This window comes from Sphingomonas cavernae (assembly GCF_003590775.1).
In the GTDB taxonomy this organism is placed as follows: Bacteria; Pseudomonadota; Alphaproteobacteria; order Sphingomonadales; family Sphingomonadaceae; genus Sphingobium_A; species Sphingobium_A cavernae.
The window spans coordinates 896,699-918,766 of record NZ_QYUM01000002.1; the positions used below are offsets into that span (position 1 = coordinate 896,699).

General features: G+C 64.0%; 18 protein-coding genes. 7 read left to right on the forward strand and 11 right to left on the reverse strand.

Going from position 1 to position 22,068, the window contains the following annotated elements:
* Positions 1-194 precede the first annotated feature (194 nt).
* Positions 195-2,009, forward strand: coding sequence for an AMP-dependent synthetase/ligase (locus D3876_RS04490; protein WP_119759900.1), 1,815 nt, complete (start codon positions 195-197; stop codon positions 2,007-2,009).
* 50 nt (positions 2,010-2,059) lie between these two features.
* On the opposite strand, the gene D3876_RS04495 is transcribed toward D3876_RS04490, so the two are convergent.
* The 10 genes from D3876_RS04495 to D3876_RS04540 form a co-directional block, all read right to left on the reverse strand.
* The gene (locus D3876_RS04495; RefSeq protein ID WP_220475414.1) at positions 2,060-2,452 is read right to left on the reverse strand and encodes a DUF6491 family protein; all 393 of its coding nucleotides are present in this window, start codon (positions 2,450-2,452) and stop codon (positions 2,060-2,062) included.
* 2 nt (positions 2,453-2,454) lie between these two features.
* The gene (locus D3876_RS04500) at positions 2,455-2,877 is read right to left on the reverse strand and encodes a DUF6491 family protein (protein WP_119759901.1); all 423 of its coding nucleotides are present in this window, start codon (positions 2,875-2,877) and stop codon (positions 2,455-2,457) included.
* 54 nt (positions 2,878-2,931) lie between these two features.
* The gene (gloB, locus tag D3876_RS04505) at positions 2,932-3,660 is read right to left on the reverse strand and encodes a hydroxyacylglutathione hydrolase (protein WP_119759903.1); all 729 of its coding nucleotides are present in this window, start codon (positions 3,658-3,660) and stop codon (positions 2,932-2,934) included.
* 2 nt (positions 3,661-3,662) lie between these two features.
* Positions 3,663-4,718, reverse strand: a complete 1,056-nt coding sequence (locus D3876_RS04510; RefSeq protein WP_119759905.1) for an NAD(P)H-dependent flavin oxidoreductase — start codon at positions 4,716-4,718, stop codon at positions 3,663-3,665.
* Entirely contained in the window at positions 4,712-5,122 is a 411-nt protein-coding gene (locus tag D3876_RS04515; RefSeq protein WP_119759906.1) for a VOC family protein, read from the reverse strand. The genes D3876_RS04510 and D3876_RS04515 overlap by 7 nt, the downstream gene beginning before the upstream one ends.
* A gap of 69 nt (positions 5,123-5,191) precedes the next feature.
* The gene (locus D3876_RS04520; protein ID WP_119759908.1) at positions 5,192-5,974 is read right to left on the reverse strand and encodes a tetratricopeptide repeat protein; all 783 of its coding nucleotides are present in this window, start codon (positions 5,972-5,974) and stop codon (positions 5,192-5,194) included.
* Complete coding sequence (locus D3876_RS04525) at positions 5,971-6,711, reverse strand: alpha/beta fold hydrolase (protein ID WP_119759909.1); 741 nt, start codon at positions 6,709-6,711, stop codon at positions 5,971-5,973. Before D3876_RS04525 ends, D3876_RS04520 begins: the two co-directional genes overlap by 4 nt.
* Before the next feature lie 135 nt (positions 6,712-6,846).
* A complete protein-coding gene (locus D3876_RS04530; protein ID WP_238475237.1) occupies positions 6,847-7,929 on the reverse strand; it encodes a M48 family metallopeptidase in 1,083 nt (360 codons plus the stop codon).
* Between the two features lie 3 nt (positions 7,930-7,932).
* Positions 7,933-9,000 (reverse strand): YjgN family protein, encoded by a 1,068-nt coding sequence (locus tag D3876_RS04535; protein ID WP_119761032.1) that lies wholly within the window; start codon positions 8,998-9,000, stop codon positions 7,933-7,935.
* An 80-nt stretch (positions 9,001-9,080) separates the two neighbouring features.
* Complete coding sequence (locus D3876_RS04540; RefSeq protein WP_182911873.1) at positions 9,081-9,335, reverse strand: DUF6356 family protein; 255 nt, start codon at positions 9,333-9,335, stop codon at positions 9,081-9,083.
* 146 nt (positions 9,336-9,481) lie between these two features.
* On the opposite strand from D3876_RS04540, the gene thrS reads away from it, so the two are divergent.
* The 6 genes from thrS to D3876_RS04570 all read left to right on the forward strand — a co-directional run bounded on the left by thrS (position 9,482) and on the right by D3876_RS04570 (position 19,168).
* A complete protein-coding gene (thrS, locus tag D3876_RS04545) occupies positions 9,482-11,482 on the forward strand; it encodes a threonine--tRNA ligase (RefSeq protein WP_119761033.1) in 2,001 nt (666 codons plus the stop codon).
* Complete coding sequence (locus D3876_RS04550; RefSeq protein WP_119759914.1) at positions 11,479-12,201, forward strand: helix-turn-helix domain-containing protein; 723 nt, start codon at positions 11,479-11,481, stop codon at positions 12,199-12,201. Before thrS ends, D3876_RS04550 begins: the two co-directional genes overlap by 4 nt.
* The gene (locus D3876_RS04555) at positions 12,161-13,390 is read left to right on the forward strand and encodes a hypothetical protein (RefSeq protein ID WP_147417584.1); all 1,230 of its coding nucleotides are present in this window, start codon (positions 12,161-12,163) and stop codon (positions 13,388-13,390) included. Before D3876_RS04550 ends, D3876_RS04555 begins: the two co-directional genes overlap by 41 nt.
* A gap of 132 nt (positions 13,391-13,522) precedes the next feature.
* Positions 13,523-14,059, forward strand: a complete 537-nt coding sequence (gene infC / locus D3876_RS04560; RefSeq protein WP_119761035.1) for a translation initiation factor IF-3 — start codon at positions 13,523-13,525, stop codon at positions 14,057-14,059.
* A gap of 331 nt (positions 14,060-14,390) precedes the next feature.
* The gene (locus tag D3876_RS04565; RefSeq protein WP_119759917.1) at positions 14,391-17,246 is read left to right on the forward strand and encodes a TonB-dependent receptor; all 2,856 of its coding nucleotides are present in this window, start codon (positions 14,391-14,393) and stop codon (positions 17,244-17,246) included.
* A gap of 92 nt (positions 17,247-17,338) precedes the next feature.
* Complete coding sequence (locus D3876_RS04570; protein ID WP_119761037.1) at positions 17,339-19,168, forward strand: cation:proton antiporter; 1,830 nt, start codon at positions 17,339-17,341, stop codon at positions 19,166-19,168.
* On the opposite strand, the gene D3876_RS04575 is transcribed toward D3876_RS04570, so the two are convergent.
* Positions 19,169-21,928 (reverse strand): [protein-PII] uridylyltransferase, encoded by a 2,760-nt coding sequence (locus D3876_RS04575; protein WP_119759919.1) that lies wholly within the window; start codon positions 21,926-21,928, stop codon positions 19,169-19,171.
* Positions 21,929-22,068 lie beyond the last annotated feature (140 nt).

Sequence of the window (22,068 nt, forward strand, 5' to 3'; positions counted from 1 at the left end):
ATCGTTTGAGGTGGAAGCGCCAAGCGCTTCCGCCGAAAGCGTGAATCAGGCTCTCTTCAAATAGTTGAGACCTTGATTCACGTTTCAGGCTGATCCAGCCTGAAACGATCAAGGTCTAGGGGGCCGCCCACCGGGGCGGTAGGGGTTTATAGGGATTGGCGATGCGGCAAAGCCGTGCGTCTAATGGAGGGGTCATGCGCGAACTCGAACATTTTCCGAATCTGGTCACCATGTTCTTCACGCGGGCCGGCGAGCAGGGCGACAAACCCTTCCTCTGGCACAAGCCTGTCTCGAGCGGAGCCGAGAGGGCGGGGGGGAGCTGGCAGAGTCTGAGCTGGCGCGAAGCCGCCGAAAAGGTCGCGCGGCTCGCCGCGGCGCTCAAGCGCATAGGGCTAAGACCCGGCGACCGCGTGATGCTGGTCAGCGAAAACCGGCCCGAATGGTGCCTGTCGGACCTTGCGATCATGGCGGCGGGTTGCGTGACGGTGCCGACCTACACGACCAATACCGAACGCGATCACCAGCATATCCTCGAGAACAGCGGCGCGGCCGCGGTCATCGTCTCCACCGACAAGCTGGCGCGCGGTGTGATGCCCGGCGTGGTGCGATCGTCGCAGGTGCGCGCAGTGATCGGAATCGAGCCGCTTCGCGTCGCGCAGACGGGACATGTCGACTATCACGACTGGAACGCGCTGATCGAAGGCGAGATGCCCGACGTCGCGGGGGTCGCCGCAGGCGCAGCTTTCAGCCGCGACGACCTCGCGTGCATCATCTACACCAGCGGCACCGGAGGTGCGCCGCGCGGCGTGATGCAGCATCACGGCGCGATCCTCCACAATGTCGAGGGCTGCTGCATCATCATCACCGAGGATTTCGGCTGGGACGAGGAGGTTTTCCTCTCCTTCCTGCCGCTCAGCCACGCCTATGAGCATACCGGCGGCCAGTTCCTGCCCATCGCGCTGGGTGGTGAGATTTACTACTCCGAAGGGCTCGACAAGCTGGCGAGCAATATCGAGGAGGTGCGCCCGACGATCATGGTCGTGGTGCCGCGACTGTTCGAGGTGCTTCGCCAACGCATGGTGAAGGCGGTCGAGAAGCAAGGCAAGGTGCCGCAGGCGATGCTCAAGCGCGCATTGGGGCTCGGCGCCAAGGAGTTGAGCGGCGAGCTGCGCTTCTGGGACAAGCCGATGGACGTGCTGCTCGACAAGCTCTTCCGTCCCAAGATCCAGGCGCGCTTCGGCGGCCGCATGAAGGCGCTCGTCTCGGGCGGCGCGCCGCTCAACCCCGATATCGGCGTGTTCTTCCATTCGCTGGGACTGACGCTGCTACAGGGCTATGGCCAGACCGAGGCCGCGCCGGTCATCTCGTGCAACCGCCCCAAGGCGGGGATCAAGATGGACACCGTGGGACCGCCGATGCCGCGCACCGAGGTCAGGATCGCCGAAGACGGCGAGATCCTTGTCCAGGGCGAGCTCGTGATGAAGGGTTATTGGCGCAACGAGGCCGAGACCGAGCGCGTGCTGATCGATGGATGGCTGCACACCGGCGATATCGGGCATATCGACGACAAGGGCCGCATCGTCATCACCGATCGCAAGAAGGATCTCATCGTCCTCGACAAGGGCGACAATGTCTCGCCGCAGAAGGTCGAGGGGATGCTCACGCTTCAGGTAGAGATCGCGCAGGCCATGGTCACAGGCGACCGGCGCCCTTGGCTGGTTGGACTGATCGTCCCTGATGCGGAATGGGCCAAGGAATTTGCCGAGTCCAAGGGGCTTCCCGCGGACCTCAGACTGCTCCGCGAACACGAACCCTTCCGCGCCGCGATCTCCGCCGCGGTGGACCGCGTCAACCGCGACCTGTCGGTAACCGAAAGGGTGCGCCAATGGACATTCGCCGACGAACCCTTCACGATCGACAACAAGCAGATGACGCCCTCGCTCAAGATCCGCCGCCATGTGCTGCGTGAAGTCTATGGCGCGCGGCTGGATTCCCTTTACCGGAGCTGATCGGGGCGCGTCATTCCGGCGTTCGCGGGAATGACGCGGGCTCCGCGTTGCTATTTGGCCTTTGTGTAGGGCGTGAACTGCCCGAAACGGCATTTGCCGATCGGTATGGAAAGTCCGCCGCGATCAATGACCGAGAACATATCGTTCCGGCACAGATTGCTGCCATATAGCTCAACCACCAAAATCCGATCCTGACGCAGGAACGGGCAATTGTCCGCGAGGTCGTTGCGCCAGACTCTGGCGCCCTGGCGGTACAAGATCGTGCGGCTATCAATGATCTGCGGGCCGCCAATCGTGCTTGCCGAGACACAATTCACGGGTTCACCGGCCACGCGTCCCTTGAGCGCCTTGGCGAGCCGCTGCTCTCCCTTGTCCGATGACGCCTGCGAAACAGTCGCGCCGGCAGCGAGCGCCAGCATGGAAAGAATCGCCAATGCGCGCATGCTCAGCGAGCCTTTCGATAGGGGATGAAATCGCCGAAAATACACGATCCCATATCGAAACCGGCAACCAGATCACGAACGGTCGCAATATCGCCGCGGCAGAGCTGGCTGGTCGTCGTGCGTGTGATAATCGCATTGGTATCGTTGAGCCCGGTGCAACCGTTCTGAAACTCGTTCACATAGGCGAGGCCAGCGTTCATCTCATAGACCACCGCGCGGTCGCGGATCGTGGTGCTCGAACGCGCCTGGCTGAGCGTGATGCAGCTCGTCGGCGCGCCCGACTGCACCTTGCCTTTCAACGCCTTGGTGAGTGCCGCGTCGGCGCGTGCATCAGCCTCGGCGCGCGCGGCCTGAACTTCGGGCGAGTTGGCGGACATGCAGCCGCTGAGTGCGGCGACAGCGATCAGCGGGATGAGGAAACGCATGGGGGGGCCTTTCGTGTGTGCGATTTTCCCCTGATGCCGCTGATACTACACCCTTTATCCCGCAAATGCATCCTTTTCGGCACGCCGCCGGGCGAGTTCCTCGACGGTTGCCGCGCGCATGAACGGATTGGTCTCGCGCTCGAGCGCAATCGTCGTCGGCACCGTCGCCTCACCTGCCGCGCGCGCGGCATCAACCGCCTTCATCCGCGCGGCGATGGCCGCATTTTCGGGCTCTGCGACACGTGCATAACGGCCGTTGGACTGGGTATATTCATGCGCACAATAGACGCGTGTCTCGCCGGGCAATGCCTTCAGTCGCTGCATGTTGACGAACATCTGCTCGGCCGTCCCTTCGAACAGGCGCCCGCAACCCATCGCAAAGAGCGTATCACCGACGAAAGCAACGCCTTCCCCGGCGATGTGATAGGCGATGTGGCCAGCGGTGTGCGCCGGAACCTCGATCACCTGCGCGACGACGTCGCCCAGCGTCACGCGATCGCCTTCACCGACCAACCGATCGAGCGTCGGGATCCGCGCCGCTTCGGCCGCGGGCCCGGTAATCATGCATCCGGTCGCAGCCTTGATCTCTGAATTGCCGCCCGTGTGATCGGGATGCCAGTGCGTGTTCCAGATCTGCGTGATCGTCCAGCCGCGCGCAGCCGCCTCATCGAGCACGGGCGCAGCGACAGCGGGATCGACCGCCATCGTCTCGCCGGAGGCAGGTTCGTGTACCAGCCACACATAATTGTCGCTGAGCACGGGAATGCGAACGATCTCGATCATGGTCATCCTCCTCGTACCGCGCGCGCGGCGGCGACCAGACGCCGGGTCAGTGCTTCGGCAGGCTCGACGCGCCCGAGCGGCGCCGACTGACCTGCCCAGAGCGTCGAAAAATCCGTTCGTCCCATTGCTTCGGCGGCCGCGCGCAACTCGGCAAGCGCGGCCGCCGCGTAGGGGAAGGGTGGTGCGACATCATTGACTGGCCCCAGTTCCTCGATCAGCCGGTTGGGCAGCCCGCGCGCAAGTCCGCCGCTGATCAGATTGGTGAAGCGCGTGCCGCCGATCCCGCCCTCGCCTTTCCCTTCAAGCAGCGCGCGATGAAGCGGTGTGGCCAGGCTCTCGGGACAGAAAAGATAGGCCGTGCCCACCTGTACCGCGTCCGCACCAAGCGCAAGGGCGGCGGCGACACCTTGCTCGTTGGCAATCCCTCCTGCGGCTATCACCGGAACCGCAACCGCCTGCTGCACCAATGGGAGAAGAGCGAACAGCCCCATTTCGGTGCCCACCGGCGCGGGCAGGAAGCGGCCGATATGCCCGCCGGCTTCAAAGCTCTGTGCGATCACCGCATCGACCCCCGCCGTCGCGAGCCACGCCGCTTCTCCGACGTTTGTCGCCGAAGACAGGATCAGGGCACCGCTCGCGCGCACCCGCGCCAGCAGGTCATTGTCCGGCAGGCCGAAATGAAAGCTGACGATCTCCGGCGCGACCTGTTCGATCACGGCGGCCATTTCACTATCGAAGGGCCGGCGCAGCGGCGGCGGCGAAGCAGGAGGCCCCACGCCATATTCGGCATAATAGGGCGCAAGCAGCGCGTGCCACGCAGTCTCGTCGACATTTTCGACGAGCCGGTGGCAGAAGAAGTTGAGGTTGATCGGCCCGCCCGAGGCCGCGCGCACCGCCGCAACCTGATCGATCACTTGCGCCGGACTCGGCAGTGCGCAGGGCAGCGACCCTATGCCTCCGCCGGCAATAGCGGCGATGGCGAGGTCCACCCCGCATGCACCCGCCATCGGCGCCTGGATCACCGGGCGCGAGGCGAGCAGATCGTGAATGCTTACCACGCGCCCGTATTGGGCATCGAGGCCCAGGGTTCGGCAGGCTCGAGACGGCCGTCCTGAAGCAGTTCGATCGAGATGCCGTCGGGGGTGCGGACGAACGCCATATGGCCGTCGCGCGGCGGGCGGTTGATCGTCACGCCATTGTCCATCAGTCGCTGGCAGGTTTCGTAGATGTCATCTACGCGATAGGCGAGGTGCCCAAAATTGCGCCCGCCCGCATAGTCCTCGGGATCCCAATTGTGCGTGAGTTCGACCTCGGGGTCATCGCCGGGCGCAGCGAGATAAATGAGCGTGAAACGCCCCTGCTCGCTTTCCATCCGGCGCGTTTCCTTCAGCCCCAGAAGCTCGAAGAAGCGAAGTGTCGCGTCGGGATCCGTGACGCGGATCATGGTGTGGAGATACTTCATCGACGCATCCTGTGAGAGCGGGAGGGAATGTCCACGATATAGGCAACAACGCGCCGCTTTTGCAGCCCCTTACGGCCTTGGCTGCGGTTTGGCTTCGGGCGCGTCGAGCGCCTTGAGCGCCGCGGCGGCAGCTTTGCCGGCTGCGCTTTCGGGCTGGTTTGCGACCGCGGCCTGCCAGGCAATGCGCGCAGCCTCGGGCGAACCCGCAAGAATCGCGATATTGCCTGCCTCGAGCGCGACCGACGCATCGTCGGGCGAGCGTTTCGCTGCCTCCGCGATATCGGCCTGGGCGCGCTCGACATCGCTCATCCGCCGCGCGAGCGTGGCCGAAAGCAGCCAGGCGAGCGGATCGGCGGGGACGAGCTTGAGCGCCTGATCGAGATCGGCGCGCGCGGCGGCAAGGTCACCCATGCCCACGGCGGCGCGCGCGCGATCGAGATGCGCTTCACCCGCCATCTCGCCCTTGAGCGCGCCCGAAGCCAAGGCGGTATCGAACGCAGCGCGCGCGGGCTGATATTCCCCTGCAGCGAGCCGCGCATTGCCCGACTGCACCCAGAGATTGGCGGCGCGGCCATCCTTTGCCATTTCCGAATCGCGCGCGGCCTGCTCGAAGGCGACGGCCGCCGGAGCCCAGCGCTCCTGCCGCGCATAGGCGAGCGCCAGACAATGACGCGCCGACACGCCGCCGCCAGCGATTCGCCACTGGTTGGCCTGATCGATGGCCTTTTCGGGATCCTGCGACGCGAGCAGCGCGCACGCCTCGAAGCGCGCGTCGGCGCTGGGCACAGGCGTGTCCGCGACCGATGGATCTACCGCGACGGTTTGCAGCAACAGGGCGAGAGAAAGGCTCATCGGGTCTCCAGCAGACGCTCCGCCGTCGCGATCAGGAGCGCGATATCGGCGTCGCGCGACAGACGGTGATCGCCATCCTTGACCAGCGTCACCTGCACATCGGCTGAACGTAGCCGTTCGGCAAGTCGAAGCGAGATGCTCCATGGCACGTCCGCATCATTCTGGCCGTGCAGCAATCGCACCGGACAATCCAGCGCCACCTCGCGCTCGAGCAGCCGGTTCGCCTCACCCGATTCCCAGAAGGCAAGCGTAGTGACGTAAGGGTCTTCGCTATACTCCGACGCTTCCTCGAGCTTGCCGTGCGCGCGAAGCTCGATTTTTTGCGCGTCACCGAAGCCCCAGGCGGTAAAGTCGGGCGCGGCGGCAATGCCGATCAGCGCCCGCACGCGCTCGCGACGCGCAAGCGCCACGAGCAGCATCAGCCAGCCACCCATTGAGGAACCGACAAGCACGAGCGGCCCTTCGGTCAGCGTGTCGATCAGATGGAGCACGTCGTCGCGCCAGATGTTCAGCGTACCCTCAGTGAACGCGCCGTCGCTCATGCCGCAGCCCGAATAGTCGAGCCTGAGCATCGCGCGACCCGTGCGTTCGGCCCAGGTGTCGAGCGCGAGTGCCTTGGATCCTTCCATGTCGGACATATAGCCGGGCAGGAAGACGATCGTGGGCCCTGCACCCGCACGACTTGCGTAGGCGAGACGGCACCCGTCGGGGCGTGACGAAAAAGCGATTTCGGTCATTGCGCGCTTCTTAGAGCCTGATCGTTTGAGGTGGAAGCGCTGCGCGCTTCCGCCGAAAGCGCGAATCAGGCTCTATTCAAATGGTTGAGACCTTGATTCACGTTTCAAGCCGATTCAGCCTGAAACGATCAAGGTCTAGCGCCCCAACCAGCCCATGTCGTCTTTCACATCGGGATCGTTGCTGCAGATGTCGACAAGCGCCTCCCACTGGTCGCGCGTGAGCGCCGGGCGATATTGCGCGTTCCTGGCTGCGCTGTCCGCAAACAGCCGCTCGCGGTCGCCGGAAAGCGGGTGGCTCGACAGATAATTGAGCGCGACGCTCGCCTGTCCGAGCTTCTTTTCCATCACGCCCAGCCGCGCAAAGAAGCCCGCGGTCGCGGCAGGCGAGATCTGCGCGCGCTTCATCGCGGCGATCGAGGCATCGTCCGCCGCTCGCTCGGCCTCGCGCGAATAGGTGGCGGAGAGAAGCGCGTTGAAATAGCCGCCCGCATCGCCGCTCATGCCGCCAAGGATCACGCTCAGCCCCGCCTGGCGGAGCAACGCCTGCATCACGTCGCGGTTCTGGACATGGCCGATCTCATGGCCAAGCACGCCGGCGACCTCGTCGGCCGAATTGGCCTCCTTGAGCAACTGGTCGAAGATCACGATCTTGCCGCCGGGCAGCGCGACCGCGTTGACCATCGGCACCTTGGCGACACGGACCTCGAGCGGCAGCCGCTTCGGATTGAGCTGGCGCGTCAGCGCGTCGAGCGCGGCCTGCCCACCCGGACCGTTGCAGAAACGCCCCCCGAAATCGCCGACAATGGCATCGCCCAGCTTTTTCTCGAAGCTCGGCGGCACGTGTGGCGCGATCCAGCGCGGCGCGCTCATCACTGCAAACACCACCGTTGCGGCGATGGCGAGGAAGATCGCCGAGGCACGGACCAGCCCTATCCGGTCGATGAAGCCGCCATAGCGTTCCGGCTGTGGCAGACGCCGGGCGATTTCCTCGGGGATTGCGCCACCAAGACCGAGCCGCCAGCCCGGCCGCTCCTTCAGGCCATAGACTGCCTCGCCGCCCGACGTGCCGCGCGCGACAAGTGCGTCCCAGCCGATCGGGCCGTCACTGCCCCGCTCGTCGACCAAGGTGAAGCCCGCATCGTCGGCAATCAGCCGGGGCGTGCGCCTGAGCCCGGATTCACCATCATAGTGCCAGAGCGTGAACGGCTGCTCCACCACGCGTCAGATCGCCCCGACATCGAACGCATCCAGCAGCCCTTCACCCTGCCCCGGCGTGCGCGTGATCGACTGGGTCAGCGCCGCGACGTCAATCTCGCCGCCCGCCTCCATATGACGGACGAAGAAGCTCCAGTTGCGGTAACCCAGAAAGGCGATGCCGATCCCGAGCGTCACGACGACGAGCCCGATATTGCCGAGGAAGAGCTTGATCCAGTCCTTGGTCCGCGCGGTGAACTCGAAGTCGAGCGTGGTGAGGCGCAGCGACCCCACAGCCTCGCGCATGAAGGCGGCGTAATAGGCAAGGATGATGAGCGGAAAGATCAGATAGATTGCCGCGATGAAGGCGAATACCGTCACCATCGCGCCGGCACCAGGGTCGCCATCGCCCGTCCCCATCGTCATCATCACGGGGATCATCGCGATCAGGCCGCCAAACAGCACAATGAAGGGCGCGGCATAGCACAGGATGTAACGCCACATGATCTTGCCGAAATCGGCATCGGCCGAAAATTCATAGCCGCCAAAGCTCATCTTGCCCCAACGCTCGTTCCACAGGCTGCACATCGCCCAGGGAATCATCAGCCCCGCGGCGAGAAAGCCGACCGCCTGCTTCCACACGCTCGACCAGCCATAGCCGAAGCCCTGATCGTCGCTGCCGCCACGAATACCGCGCCACCAGCTTCGGCTGAGGCGGTATCGCAATGCCCGGAAGCGCGCGAGACCATAGAGATAGAGAAAAAAGACATAGATGCCGAGCGTGATGATGATCGCGGCCGCTGCATAGCCGCGCAGGATCATTGCCTGCAGCCCGAACTGGATGAACAGCAGCGGCGCCAGCAACAGGCCGACGACGAGTACGAAACCGACGAACAGCTCCTTGCCCGTGCCTGTCCATTCGAGCCGGTCGTCGATGAATCGCGTCTGGCTCCAGAGGTACCGGCGCTCGCGCGTCGTCGCCCAGAAACGATAGAATCCGAGCGTGACAATCGTCAGCAGCAGATTGGTGAGCGCAATCGGCGCGAATTCGCGCCAATTGCCCTCGAACGCGAATGCGCTGTCCTGTTCGTGCATCAAGCCCCCCAGCTTTGCCTTGTCATTCACAGGGTTGGCATTGTTGGGGGGAGCGGGTCAATGTCTTTGGGGCGAAGCGCTCAGATCACCCATTCGATCGACCGCATCTCGATATTGGCCTCGCGCTTCGCGGCGCGCTTGGCGACCATGAGGTCGTAAAGCCGCTTGACCGTGCCGCTGCCTGTGGTGACGAACATCCGCGGCACAATGGCATGGAGGACGCAGGCCACTCCGCCCACGATCATCGCAACGCCAAAGCCGCCGGCCGCGCGGAAATGCTCGCCATAGCTTTCGCCGACTTCTTCGGGATGTTCGAGAAAGAGTTTACGCAGCACGCCTGTCAGTCCTTGTCTTGTGGGTTGGCGCAGCGAATATCATCAATTGCGCGGCATTGCATCCACCGCTTGCCCTTGAACGGGCCTTGCGGGCATAAGCCGCGCGCAATCCTGCCCGCTTGTCTGACGAAGAGAACGCCAAAGCCATGTCCGAGATGTTCAAGATCACGCTGCCCGACGGATCCGTCCGAGAGGTTGCGCCCGGGACTACCCCGGCGGACATCGCGGCCGCAATCGGCCCCGGGCTCGCCAAGGCCGCGCTCGCCGCCAGGGTCGATGGCGAGGTGCGCGATCTTAATCGTCCGCTCGAGGGCGATACCAAGCTCGCGCTTATTACCGCCAGGGACGAGGCGGACGCGCTCGAGCTTGCGCGGCACGACTTTGCGCATGTGCTCGCCGAGGCGGTGCAAGCGCTGTTCCCCGGCACGCAGATTACCTTCGGTCCGGCAACCGAGGATGGCTTTTATTACGATTTCGCGCCCAAGGACTGGCCCTTCACCGAAGAGGATCTGCCCGCGATCGAGGAGGCGATGCGCAAGATCATCGCCGCCGACAAGCCGCTCGTCCGCGAGGTCTGGTCGCGCAACGACCTGATCGCGCGCTGGCAGGCCGAGGGTGAGAGTTTCAAAGCCGAATGGGCGGCCGAGCTGCCCGAGGGTGAGGAATTGTCGGTCTACTGGTCGGGTAAGGACTGGCTCGACATGTGCCGTGGCCCGCATCTGCCCTCGACGGGCAAGCTCGACCCGCAGGCGTTCAAGCTGACGCGCGTCTCTGGCGCCTATTGGCGCGGCGACCAGAAGAACGCGATGCTTTCGCGCATCTACGGAACCGGTTGGCTCAACAAGAAGCAGCTCGACGCGCATCTGCATCGGCTGGAGGAAGCCGGCAAGCGCGACCACCGCAAGCTGGGGCAGGAGATGGACCTGTTCCACCTCCAGCAGGAAGCGCATGGCAGCGTCTTCTGGCACCCCAAGGGCTATATGATCTGGCGCGAGCTGGAGGCCTATATGCGCCGCGCGATCGACGGCGCGGGCTATCGCGAAGTCAAGACGCCGCAGGTGATGGACGCGCGCCAATGGGAACAGTCGGGCCATTGGGGCAAGTATCGCGAAAACATGTTCGTCATCCCCGACGAGGTGCCGAACACCGAGGATGACGGCCCGATCATCTCGAACGATGCCGACTGGATGGCGCTGAAGCCGATGAACTGCCCGGCGCATGTGTTGATCTTCCGCCAGGGCATCAAATCCTATCGCGATCTCCCCTTGCGGCTATACGAGAATGGCTGCTGCCACAGGAACGAGCCGCATGGCGCGCTCCACGGGCTGATGCGCGTGCGTCAGTTCACGCAGGACGACGCGCATATCTTCTGCCGCGAGGACCAGATCGTCGCCGAGGTGCGCGCCTTTTGCGAGCTCGCCGACCGGATCTATCGCGACCTGGGCTTCGAAGGCTATTCGATCAAGCTCGCGCTGCGCCCCGACAAGCGCTTCGGCACCGAGGAGATGTGGGACAAGGCCGAGGAGGAACTGCGCAACGCCGTCGCCGCCGCTGGCCTGAACACGCCCGAATATGGCTGGGAAGAGCTGCCGGGTGAGGGCGCCTTCTATGCGCCCAAGCTCGAATGGCACCTGACCGACGCGATCGGGCGGACTTGGCAGGTCGGGACAATTCAGTCCGATCGCGTGCTGCCCGAGCGGCTTGACGCGAGCTATGTCGCCGAGGATGGCGAGCGCCACCGCCCGGTGATGCTCCACCGTGCGATCTTCGGTTCCTATGAACGCTTCATCGGCATCCTGATCGAGCATTTCGCGGGCAAGCTGCCCGTTTGGCTCGCGCCCGTGCAGGCGGTGGTGGCAACCATCGTCTCCGACGCCGACGATTATGCGCACGAAGCGGTGGCGAAGCTCAAGGCAGCGGGCATCCGCGTCGAGAGCGACCTTCGCAACGAGAAGATCAACTACAAGGTGCGCGAGCATTCGCTGGCGAAGGTTCCGCACCTGCTCGTGGTCGGTAAGCGCGAAGCCGAGGAGGGCACCGTCGCGATCCGCACGCTCGGCGCCGAGGGACAACGGATGATGCCGCTGGACGAAGCAATCGCGATGCTGACCGCCGAGGCGACACCCCCGGATCTGCGCAACGCATGAGCACGGGTAGCGCCGGATATGTCGGCGTTGCCCGATACGGCGCTGCTAACAACATGGCGCGGCACCAGCACGCAGCGCCCTATGTCGCGCTGGTCTTGCAAGGCGGCTATGTAGAAGCCGGCGACATCGGCCGGGTCCGCGTGCACCCCGGCGACATGCTGATCCACGGCCGCTTCGAGGCGCATCAGGACCATTTTGCGCCCGGCAACACGCACGTGCTCAATTTACCGATGACGGGCGCGATCGGGTCACGCGTCGGTCGTGTCGCCGACGCGGACGCGATCGTGGTGCTGGCCGAACGCGATGTGGGCGCAGCGACGGCGCTGGCACTCGACAGCTTTCAGCCGGCCGACAATGCCTTGTTCGACTGGCCCGACCTGCTCGCCGGTGCATTGCGCGAAGATCGCGTTACCAATCTTGCGGAATGGGCGGAGCAAACGGGTATCGCGCGCACCTCGCTCAGCCGTGGTTTCGCGCTCGCCTATGGCGTATCCCCGCAACGTTACCGTGCCGAAGTGCGCGCGCGGCGGGCGGCTGAAGCCGTCATCGATTCTGCACAACCGCTGGCGGCGATCGCGATTGATTTCGGCTTTTCCGACCAGGCGCACATGACGCGAGCCGTGGCCCAGCTCACCGGGCTTCCTCCCGCTACCCTCAGACGCAGGGGAAGGGCGGGTCATGTCACATCCGTTCAAGACGGGTGCGACGCTGCCGACTAATCTGGCAGGCATGAATCGACGCCATTTTCTGTCCACCGCCGCTGCCTCGCTGGCGGCTGCTACGATCAACCCCAATATCGCGCTTGCCGCGGACGCGCCCGCCAAGCCCGTGCGGACACGCTGGAACGTGCGCGGCTCGGCGGGCTTCGACGCGATCAGCTTTCTGGGGCCGCTTTCAGGCGACGAATTTTATGCCAAGCATTATGCCGCCGAGATCGCTGGCTTCTCGCCGCGTCTGTCCAAGGGCACAACGGAACAGATCAAGGCGCTAAAGGACGAGGCAAAGGCCAGCGACATCATGTTGACGCCGTTTCTCGACGTGATCTTTTCAAGCGGGCAGGACGCCGACATCCCCACGCTCATCCGTGCGATCGACGGTGGCGAAATGCTGCTCAGAAAGCCTTTTGAGGCCAGCCCCTATTGGGATCAGAAAGAGTGGGCGTGGTTCATGGGGGCGCGCGCACGGCTGCGTGCGTCGCTCGTCGCGCTCGACACCGCGAAGTTTACGGATTTTCGCCGCGACGTCTTTGCCGCGACCGAAGAAAGGCGGCTTGCGCATTTGCGCAGCTTTCTCGGCAGATATGATGTCATCACCGAGCAGGAACGGATCACCGGCCGCGCCTTCGAATCGCAAATCGACGTCGTCGTGCTGCATTTCTGCAAGCCGCACGGAATCAAGGTGCTGGGGCAGCAATTCCTCGCCGCGGCCGATTACGACGACAACACGCTCGTCTTCATGGCCGCGCACGAGATGATGCACCCCCCGATCCCGATGGACGGGCACGTGGCGAAGAAGGCAATCGCGCTGATCGAGGCCGATCCGCTGCTGATGCGCGCAATCAGGGAGCATAATCCGAGCTTCGGCTACACAACGCCTGAGGGCATGTTCAACGAGGATCTGGTGCAGGCGCTCGACCAGATCATCTGCGAGCGGCTCGGTGTCGCGCGCTCGGCGGCACGGCGCTGGACGCGCGCCGATGACGGCATGCACATCATGGCCGCGGGCCTATACGGCCTGCTGATGCGCGACGGTTATCCCGCCCGCGGCGGCAATATCGAGCAGTGGCTCGACACGGCGATCGACAGGGGCTGGCTTGCCCCCGCGTCGCTCCACGCATCGGCGGCAACGGTGATGGGACGCCCGGCCGACAGGCTGTGGCCGGTACCGCCGGGGTCCATGATCGCGTGAACGGGGTGCAGCCAATCCGCCACGCTGTGGCGGAAATCGGACAGCGATTGCCGCACGCCCCTTTTCTTGGGGCTGCGGAATCGCTAAATGGCGCGCGAAGCCACGACAGGAGACACTGCTATACGTCCGCCCATGACCAGGCGCCCGCTTGCGCCCCAGATGCCAAATAACGGCCCACGCTATAACGAATTCATCAACTCGCCCAAAGTTCGCGTGATCGACGAGAACGGTGAGAATCTGGGCGTGATGTATACGCGGGAAGCGATGGAGCAGGCGCAGGAAATCGGCCTCGATCTGGTCGAAGTGTCCCCCAACGCCGATCCGCCGGTCGCCAAGTTCCTCGATGTGGGCAAGTACAAGTACGAGGCCCAGAAAAAGGCGAACGCCGCGCGCAAGACGCAGAAGACGCAGGAGATCAAGGAGATCAAGATGCGTCCGAACATCGACGATCATGACTATGATACGAAGATGAAGGCGATCCACAAATTCATCGGCGAGGGCGACAAGGTGAAAGTCACGTTGCGTTTTCGCGGCCGCGAACTTTCGCACGGCCAGCTTGGCATGGCGCTGCTCCAGCGCGTCCAGAATGACACCGCCGAGGACGCAAAAGTGGAGGCCTATCCGCGCATGGAAGGCCGTCAGATGCTGATGGTGTTGTCGCCCAAATAAGCGCGCGCGACTCAACAATACCAGCAACCCGAATCGAACGCGCCCGCCGCTCTATGCTGCGGGCGCGTTGTCGTTTTGGGACAATACCCGATCTTCAAAAAGCCAAATTGGCCCTTCGCGGCGCCGCACTGGTAGCTTCGGACGTTTCGAAGCCTTTGCATTCCGTAGCGTCAGTTGCACTTAGCCACGCAACACTGTGACAAAAAGGCCGCAAAGGCGCAGAAAACTGCGGCTCATCGCCGACGCGATATAGCGAGATGGCGCGGCAACCGTTACAAACGCAAAAAAATATCAAGACGGAAAAATTCGTCGGATCAGAGAGGAGAGCCTAATGCCCAAGACCCCTTGGCTGCTGTCGGTTGCATGTCTTGCGATCGCAACACCCGTTTTTGCCCAGGACACGACGCAGCAAACAGCCGACCAGCCAGCACCCACCTCCGTCGATACCGGTGAGATCATCGTGACGGCGCAGGGACGTGCGCAGGCGCTTTCCGACGTTCCGCTGGCGGTCTCCGCAGTCACCGCCGAATCGCTCGCCAATACGGGCGCCAACGACATCCGTCAGCTCAACCAGATCGCGCCCTCGCTGCTCGTTTCATCGACCGGCAGCGAAGCCAATGGCTCGGCACGTATCCGCGGCATCGGCACCGTGGGCGACAACCCCGGCCTTGAAAGCTCGGTCGCCGTGTTCATCGACGGCGTCTACCGCTCGCGCTCGGGCATCGGCCTCAACGAGCTGGGCGAGATCGACCGCGTCGAAGTGTTGCGCGGGCCGCAGGGAACGCTGTTCGGGCGAAACGCCTCGGCAGGCCTGATCAACATCGTCTCGAAAAGCCCGAGCTTCGACTTCGGTGCCAATGTCGAGGCGACTTACGGCAATTACGACTATTGGCGCCTCGCGGGCGGCGTCACCGGGCCGATCACCGATACGCTTGCGGCCCGGATCGACGGGGTGTGGGTGCAGCGCGACGGATTCTATTACGATGCAGCCAATGACACCCGCGTCAACGATCGCGACCGCTACTTCGTGCGCGGTCAGTTGCTCTTCGAGCCCACGAGCGACCTCAGCGTTCGCGTCATTGGCGACTATACCAAGCGCGACGAGAAATGCTGCGGCGCGACCTATGTCGACAACAGCGTCAATCCGTTCATCGGCAATCTCAACAACCCCGCGATCCCGCTCCAGCAGCCGGGCGCGGTGCCCGGCCGCACCAACGACTCGGGCAACAACATCATTAACGTGCTGACCGCGCTCGGGCAGGACATCAACGCACTCAATGCCGGCTATTCGCGCGAGCTCTCGGTCACGCCGGGGCGCAGCTATGGCGGCGAGACCGAGGACTATGGCGCCTCGGTCGAGATCAACTGGGATTTCGGAAACGCGACGCTCACCTCAATCAGCGGGTACCGAAATTATTTCAGCAGCCAGGCGGGCGACATCGACTACAGCAGCGTCGACATCCTTTATCGCGCCGACGACAACAATTCCTCGCGCAAGTTCGAGACCTTCAGCCAGGAGCTGCGACTCCAGGGAACCGCCTTCGACGACAAGCTCGACTGGCTCATCGGCGCCTATTACGCCGACGAGGACCTGACAGCGACGGACAATCTGCGCTTCGGCAACCAATATGGCCGGTTCGCGACGTGCCGGATCGTGTCGCCGGGCGGGCTTTCGGCGCTCTACTCGCCGACCTCAAGCGCGTGCCTCGCGGCCCGGCCGCCGGTATTCGGCGCAGCATCGCCGTTGATCTATGCCGCGATGAACAATCTCGATAGCATCAACGACCGTGGCTCGACGCTTGACGTTTACAAGCAGAACAGCCGCAACTACGCCTTCTTCACGCACAACATCATCCACGTGACGTCCACGCTCGATGTCACGCTGGGGCTGCGCTACACCAACGAGCGCAAGAAGTTCGATGCGACCTTCGGCAATGACAACACCGCCTGCGTCGCCAACCAGGCGTTGGTGGGGGCCTTCACCAACCCGAACGGCCCGGCGTTCAACCCGGCGCTGTTCGCGATCTCGCAGTCGATCCTCAACCTCTCGTGCCAAGGCAACTCGACCGCCGAGCTCAATGGCGTCTCGATCAATGATCGGCGCAGTGAGGACGAGTTCACCGGCACCGCAGTGCTCTCGTGGAAGCCGACCGACGATCTGCTGCTCTACGGAAGCTATTCGCGTGGCTATAAGGCAGGCGGGTTCAACCTCGACCGCTCGGCGCTCAAGGCGCCGTCGGTCTCGTTCGCGAGCCTGGGCGGCGCGCAGGCGCTGGTGAGCGGTCTCCAGTTCGACCCCGAGATCGTCGACGCGTTCGAGATCGGCGCGAAATATGCGACCGGGCCGTTCAGCTTGAACGTCGCGGCGTTCCGCCAGGAGTTCAAGAATTTCCAGCTCAACACCTTCGACGGGACGGTGTTCATCGTCCAGAACGTCAACGGGTGCGGGCAGGACCTGGGCGGGGCGGACCGCGACCAGAGCTTCTTCCCGGGCTCGGCCAATTTCTTGAACCCTGTGATCGCGCCGGGCGCGGCATTCAACCTCAATCCGGCGCTGGGCACGGGCGCGTGCGCGGCCGACGACGTTGGCTATGGCGTGAGTTCGACCGGCGTCGAGATCGAGGCGTCGCTCGTCCCGGCGCGCGACCTGCGCGTCAATCTGGGCTTCACCTATGCCGAAACCAAGTATCGCAACAATCTGGTGGGCAACGAAAGCGGAGCGCCGCTCAGCCCCGCGCTCCGAATGTTGCCGGGCGACAATCTCTCGAACGCGCCCGAGTTCGTGAGCACGGCCTCGCTCGCCTGGACACCGGAGATCGGCGGGTCGGGACTGTCGGGGCTCGTCTACATCGACTCGCGGATGACGGGCGACTTCAATACCGGCTCCGACCTGTTTCCCCAGAAGGAGCAGGACAGCTATGTCGTGGTGAACGCGCGCCTCGGCATCCGCGGCCCCGATGAGCGCTGGGCCGTCGAGTTCTGGGCGCAGAATCTGTTCAACGAGGATTATGCGCAGGTGGCGTTCAACTCACCCTTCCAGGCGGGTGGGTCGACCACACCGCCGTTCGCGCCGGGCTTCACTTTCGCACCATTCGTCGATCCGCAGTTCCCGGGCGGCCGGCAGATCTTCTCGCAGTTCCTCGCCGAACCGCGGACGTACGGCATCACGTTGCGCGGCAAGTTCTGACACATATCAAAGTGTAACGGCCGGCCCGTTCCCAACCGGGGGCGGGCCGGTTTTGTTTGAACAGTGCCATACGGCTTGGCATGGTCGTGACCATGCTGCTCGACTCCCTCATGGTGAAGATCGCGCTGATCGGATTGCTCGGCATCGGCGCGCAGTGGATAGCCTGGCGCACGAACAAGCCCGCCATCGCACTCATGCTCATGACGGGCGTGCTCGCGGGCCCGATATTGGGGCTGATCGATCCGAGGCGCGATTTTGGTGCGCTGATGGAGCCCATGGTCAAGCTCGCGGTCGCGGTGATCCTCTTCGAGGGCGGGCTGAGCCTCAATTTTCGCGATCTGCGCCATGCGGGCGGTCCCGTGCTCCGGCTTGTCGTGATCGGCGCGCCGCTCGGTTGGGCGCTGGCAACCGCGGCAGCCTATTATGGCGCGGGGCTGTCGTTCGAGGTCGCGGCCCTGTTCGGCGGAATATTGGTCGTGACGGGGCCGACGGTCGTGCAACCCCTGCTTCGTCCGCTCAACATCAGCCCGCGCGTCAGGAACACGCTCAAATGGGAAGCGATCGTCAACGACCCCATCGGCGCCCTGCTCGCGGTCTTCATCTATGCCTGGGTCACATATGGTGGCGAAGGCGCAGACATCGCGGCGATAGGCTTCGACGTGCTCGCCTCGACCTTCGTGGCCGGCCTGCTCGGCGCGGGGTTGGGCTTTGCGGTGAGCTGGCTTTTCCCGCGCGGCTATGTGCCCGAATATCTGAAGGCCCCGATCCTGCTCGTGACCGTGATCGCGGGTTTCGTGATCGCTGATGTAATCCAGCACGAAACCGGCCTTGTCACCGTCACCATCATGGGCGTGGTGATCGCCAACCGCCCGCTCGCAGCCAGCCATGCGCTCAGGCGCTTCAAGGAGGATCTGACGGTCATCCTTGTCTCTGGCGTGTTCATCCTGATGTCCGCGACGCTCGACTGGGCGACGATGAGCCAGTTCCAGGCGCGCTTCCTGATCTTCCTGTTCCTGCTGCTGTTCGTCGTGCGGCCGGTGACGGTGCTCGTCAGTCTGCTGCTTTCCTCGATGCCCTGGCGCGAGCGACTGTTCGTCGCGTGGATCGGTCCGCGCGGCATCGTCGCGGTCGCGATCACCGGGCTGTTCGCGATCCGCCTTGCCGACTTTGGCATCGAGGACGCCGAGGCACTCATCCCCTTGAGCTTCGGGGTCGTCGTCGCGACGATCTTCGCACACGGCTTTTCGGCGCGCTGGCTCGCCGCACGGCTCGGGATCGACACGGGCGAACGAAGCGCCGTGCTGATCGTCGGCGCCAATGCCTGGACCACCCAGCTCGGGGCGATGCTGAAGTCGCTCGATATCGGGGTAACCGTTGCCGACCCATCCAAATTTGCATTGCGCGAGGCGCGCAAGGCAGGGCTGGAGACGTGGCAGGGGGACGTTCTCGACGAGCAGGCACAGGATCAGCATGACCTGGGTGGGTATCAGCACATCGTCGCCGCGACCGACAACGACGCGTATAACGCGCTGATCTGCGCCGAACTGGGCCCCGAAATCGGCACCGAACGCGTCAGCCAGACGCGCGCCGACAAGCCCGACGCGCCGACCGCGTCGCGCGGCCGCGTGCTGCTGGAGGGCGGACTGTCGATGGACGAACTGCTGACGCGCACAAGCGAGGATTGGAGCTTCAGCCGCACGCGGATCACCGACAAGTTCGGCTATGACGATTTTCGCGAGAGACTGCCCGCAGAGGCCGAACCTGTCGCCGTCCTCAAGCCCGACAAGCGTCTGCTGTTCTTTTCGACGTCGGCGCGGCCGCTGGTGGAACCGGGCGACATCGCGATCAGCTTCATCCCGCCCGACACGCCCAGACCGCGCACCGCGGTCGAAGAGCCGCCCGCCGCCGAAGTGCTTATCTGATCACGCCGCCTTGCGGTCCGCCTGCTCGCCCCCCGCCGCCTCGAGCATCCGCCGCTCGAGCGCCTTGAGGCGCGACGTACCCTCGATCTTGTCGCCGATCAGGTCGGTTATGTAGAAGGTGTCGACCGCGCGCTCGCCATAGGTGGCGATGTGCGCCGAATGGATTGTCACCTTCGATTGGAAAAGCGCATAGGCAAGCGCGTTGAGCAGCGCGGGACGATCGCGCGCGTTGACCTCGATCACGGTATACCGGTTCGACGCCTTGTTATCGATCAGCACCGCGGGCTCGATCTCGAACGCCTCTGCGCGCGTGCGCACGAGCGGCTTTTGTGCCAAACGGTCGGCGAGCTTGTGACGGTTGGCAAGCGCATCCTCGATCGCACTTTCGAGCCTTTTCAGTCGCTGCGGCTCGTCGAGCGGACGGCCGAGCGGATCCTGGACGAGGAAATTGTCGAGCGCCATCCCATCGCGCGTCGTGTGGATGCGCGCGTCGATGATGCTGCCTCCGGCCAGATGGATCGCGCCCGCAACGCGGTAGAACAGCCCGGGATGGTCGCTGGCATAGACGGTGACGAGCGTCGCGCCGCGCGTGGGATAGACTTGCGCCTCGATCGACAGCGGGCTGTCTGCGGCGGCCGCGATCATCCGCGCATTGCGTTCGAGCACATCTGACGGCTCAGCGATCCAATAGGCGTCGGTGAGCGTCTTCTTGAGTTTGGCCATCTCGGCGTCGTCCCAGCCAAGCACCTCCTGCAGCGCGGCCTGTTTTGCCGCGATGCGCTCGGCGCGTCCTTTCTGCTTGTGGCCAAGGCGCAGCATCTCCTCGGCGGACTCGAACAGGTCAGTCAGCAACTGCCGTTTCCAGCCGTTCCAGACGCCGGGACCCACCGCACGGATATCGACCACCGTCAGGATCAGCAGCAACCGGAGGCGCTCGAGGCTCTGCACCATCTCGACAAAATCGAGGATGGTCTTGAAATCGGCAAGGTCGCGCTTGAATGCGGTGGCGGACATCAAGAGATGCCAGCGCACGAGCCAGGCGACGGTCTCGGTCTCCGCGGGGGTGAGCCCGAAGCGCGGGCAAAGCTTCTTGGCGACTTCGGCGCCGAGCACCGAATGATCGCCTCCGCGCCCCTTGGCGATATCGTGGAGCAGCACCGCGACATAGAGCACGCGCCGCGAAACAAGCTGGTTGGCGATCACCGTCGAAAGCGGATGCTCGTCGTGGAGCGTTCCATTTTCGATCTGCGAGAGCAGGCCGATCGCGCGGATCGAATGTTCGTCGACGGTGTAATGATGGTACATGTCGAACTGCATCTGCGCGACGACGCGACCGAAATCGGGAACGAAGCGGCCGAACACCGTTGCCTCGTTCATCCAGCGCAGCACGGTTTCAGGATCGCGCGAGCTGGTCAGCACGTCGAGGAACAGCGCATTGGCGCGCGGATCGTTGCGCACGCGCGCATCGATCAGCTTGGCGTCCCGGGCGGCGGCGCGGATCGCGAGCGGATGGATTTCCAGCCCGTGCTTGTCGGCAAGCGCGAACATCTCAATCAAGCGCACCGGGTCCTTTGCGAAGAAATCGTCGGCGGGCAGCGCGAGCCGGCCGCGTTCGAGTACGAAGCCGTTGAGCTTGCGTGGGCTGCGGCGGATCATAGGCAGGCCAAAGCGGCGCCCGCGCGCGGCGTGGCTCTCGTCGAGATGCGCTAGGAACACGCCCGTAAGGTCGCCCACCTGCTTCGCGATCAGGAAATAATGCTGCATGAAGCGCTCGACCGCCGACTTACCCGGGCGGTCGGCATAGCGCATGCGGCGCGCGATTTCGGGCTGGAAGTCGAAGGTCAGCCGTTCCTCGGCACGTCCCGCAATGCTGTGCAGGTGGCAGCGCACAGCCCAGAGGAAGTTTTCGGCCTTCTGGAACTGACGCAGCTCGTTCCTGGTCAGCAGCCCCTTGTCGACCAGCTCGGCGACGGTGGGCACGCGGTAAATATATTTGCCGATCCAGAACAGCGCGTGGAGATCGCGCAGTCCCCCCTTGCCCTCTTTGACATTGGGCTCGACGACATAGCGGCTATCACCCATGCGTTTATGCCGGATGTCCCGCTCGGCGAGCTTCTCGGCGATGAAGGCGCGGCCCGTGCCCGCCATCACCTCGTTGGCGAACCGAATGCTTGCCTCGTCATAGAGCGCCTGGTCGCCCCAGACATAGCGCGCCTCGAGCAACCCCGTGCGGATGGTGATGTCGGACTTCGCCATGCGCACCATCTCGTCGAGCGAGCGGCTCGATTGCCCCACCTTCAAGCCGAGGTCCCACAGCGTGTAGAGCATCGATTCGATGACCTGCTCGGTCCAGCTCGTCTGCTTCCAGGGCGTGAGAAAGCCGATATCGACGTCCGAAAAGGGCGCCATCTCGCCGCGCCCATAGCCGCCCACCGCGAGCAGCGCGATGCGCTCCGCCGCGGTCGGATTGCTGTTAGGATACAGCCGTTTGGTCGTGAAGTCATAGGTCAGCCGCAAGAGCTGGTCGACGAGGAATGCCTGCGCGGACGCCGCCTCGCTGCCACGCGAGGGATGTTCGGTCAGTCGCCGCGCAATCTCCACGCGTCCGATATCAAGCGCATTCTTCAACAGCGCCACAGCAGCCTGACGCAGCGCGGTCGTGTCGCCGCTGCCGGGCAGGAGTTCGGCGAGGGCGTCTGAAAGTCCGCGTCGATCGACGATGGCGCGGCGCTGCGGAATGCTTTCGAAACGGACTGACATGGCTCCTATCTAGTGACGGAAACAGGGGCATGCCAGCGCTTTGCGGCACAGTAACCGACGTCATCAGGTCGCGACTTCGTTATTGTAATGAGATTGAAATCTCATTATGAGTCTTTCGTATAGATTACGATGGAGGCTGC

Coding starts and splice junctions, on each gene's coding strand:
- D3876_RS04490 (WP_119759900.1), top strand. CDS start 195: ATGCGCGAACTCGAACATTTTCCGAATCTGGTCACCATGTTCTTCACG.
- D3876_RS04495 (WP_220475414.1), bottom strand. CDS start 2,452: ATGCGCGCATTGGCGATTCTTTCCATGCTGGCGCTCGCTGCCGGCGCG.
- D3876_RS04500 (WP_119759901.1), bottom strand. CDS start 2,877: ATGCGTTTCCTCATCCCGCTGATCGCTGTCGCCGCACTCAGCGGCTGC.
- gloB (WP_119759903.1), bottom strand. CDS start 3,660: ATGATCGAGATCGTTCGCATTCCCGTGCTCAGCGACAATTATGTGTGG.
- D3876_RS04515 (WP_119759906.1), bottom strand. CDS start 5,122: ATGAAGTATCTCCACACCATGATCCGCGTCACGGATCCCGACGCGACA.
- D3876_RS04520 (WP_119759908.1), bottom strand. CDS start 5,974: ATGAGCCTTTCTCTCGCCCTGTTGCTGCAAACCGTCGCGGTAGATCCA.
- D3876_RS04525 (WP_119759909.1), bottom strand. CDS start 6,711: ATGACCGAAATCGCTTTTTCGTCACGCCCCGACGGGTGCCGTCTCGCC.
- D3876_RS04535 (WP_119761032.1), bottom strand. CDS start 9,000: ATGCACGAACAGGACAGCGCATTCGCGTTCGAGGGCAATTGGCGCGAA.
- thrS (WP_119761033.1), top strand. CDS start 9,482: ATGTCCGAGATGTTCAAGATCACGCTGCCCGACGGATCCGTCCGAGAG.
- D3876_RS04550 (WP_119759914.1), top strand. CDS start 11,479: ATGAGCACGGGTAGCGCCGGATATGTCGGCGTTGCCCGATACGGCGCT.
- D3876_RS04555 (WP_147417584.1), top strand. CDS start 12,161: ATGTCACATCCGTTCAAGACGGGTGCGACGCTGCCGACTAATCTGGCA.
- infC (WP_119761035.1), top strand. CDS start 13,523: ATGACCAGGCGCCCGCTTGCGCCCCAGATGCCAAATAACGGCCCACGC.
- D3876_RS04565 (WP_119759917.1), top strand. CDS start 14,391: ATGCCCAAGACCCCTTGGCTGCTGTCGGTTGCATGTCTTGCGATCGCA.
- D3876_RS04570 (WP_119761037.1), top strand. CDS start 17,339: ATGCTGCTCGACTCCCTCATGGTGAAGATCGCGCTGATCGGATTGCTC.
- D3876_RS04575 (WP_119759919.1), bottom strand. CDS start 21,928: ATGTCAGTCCGTTTCGAAAGCATTCCGCAGCGCCGCGCCATCGTCGAT.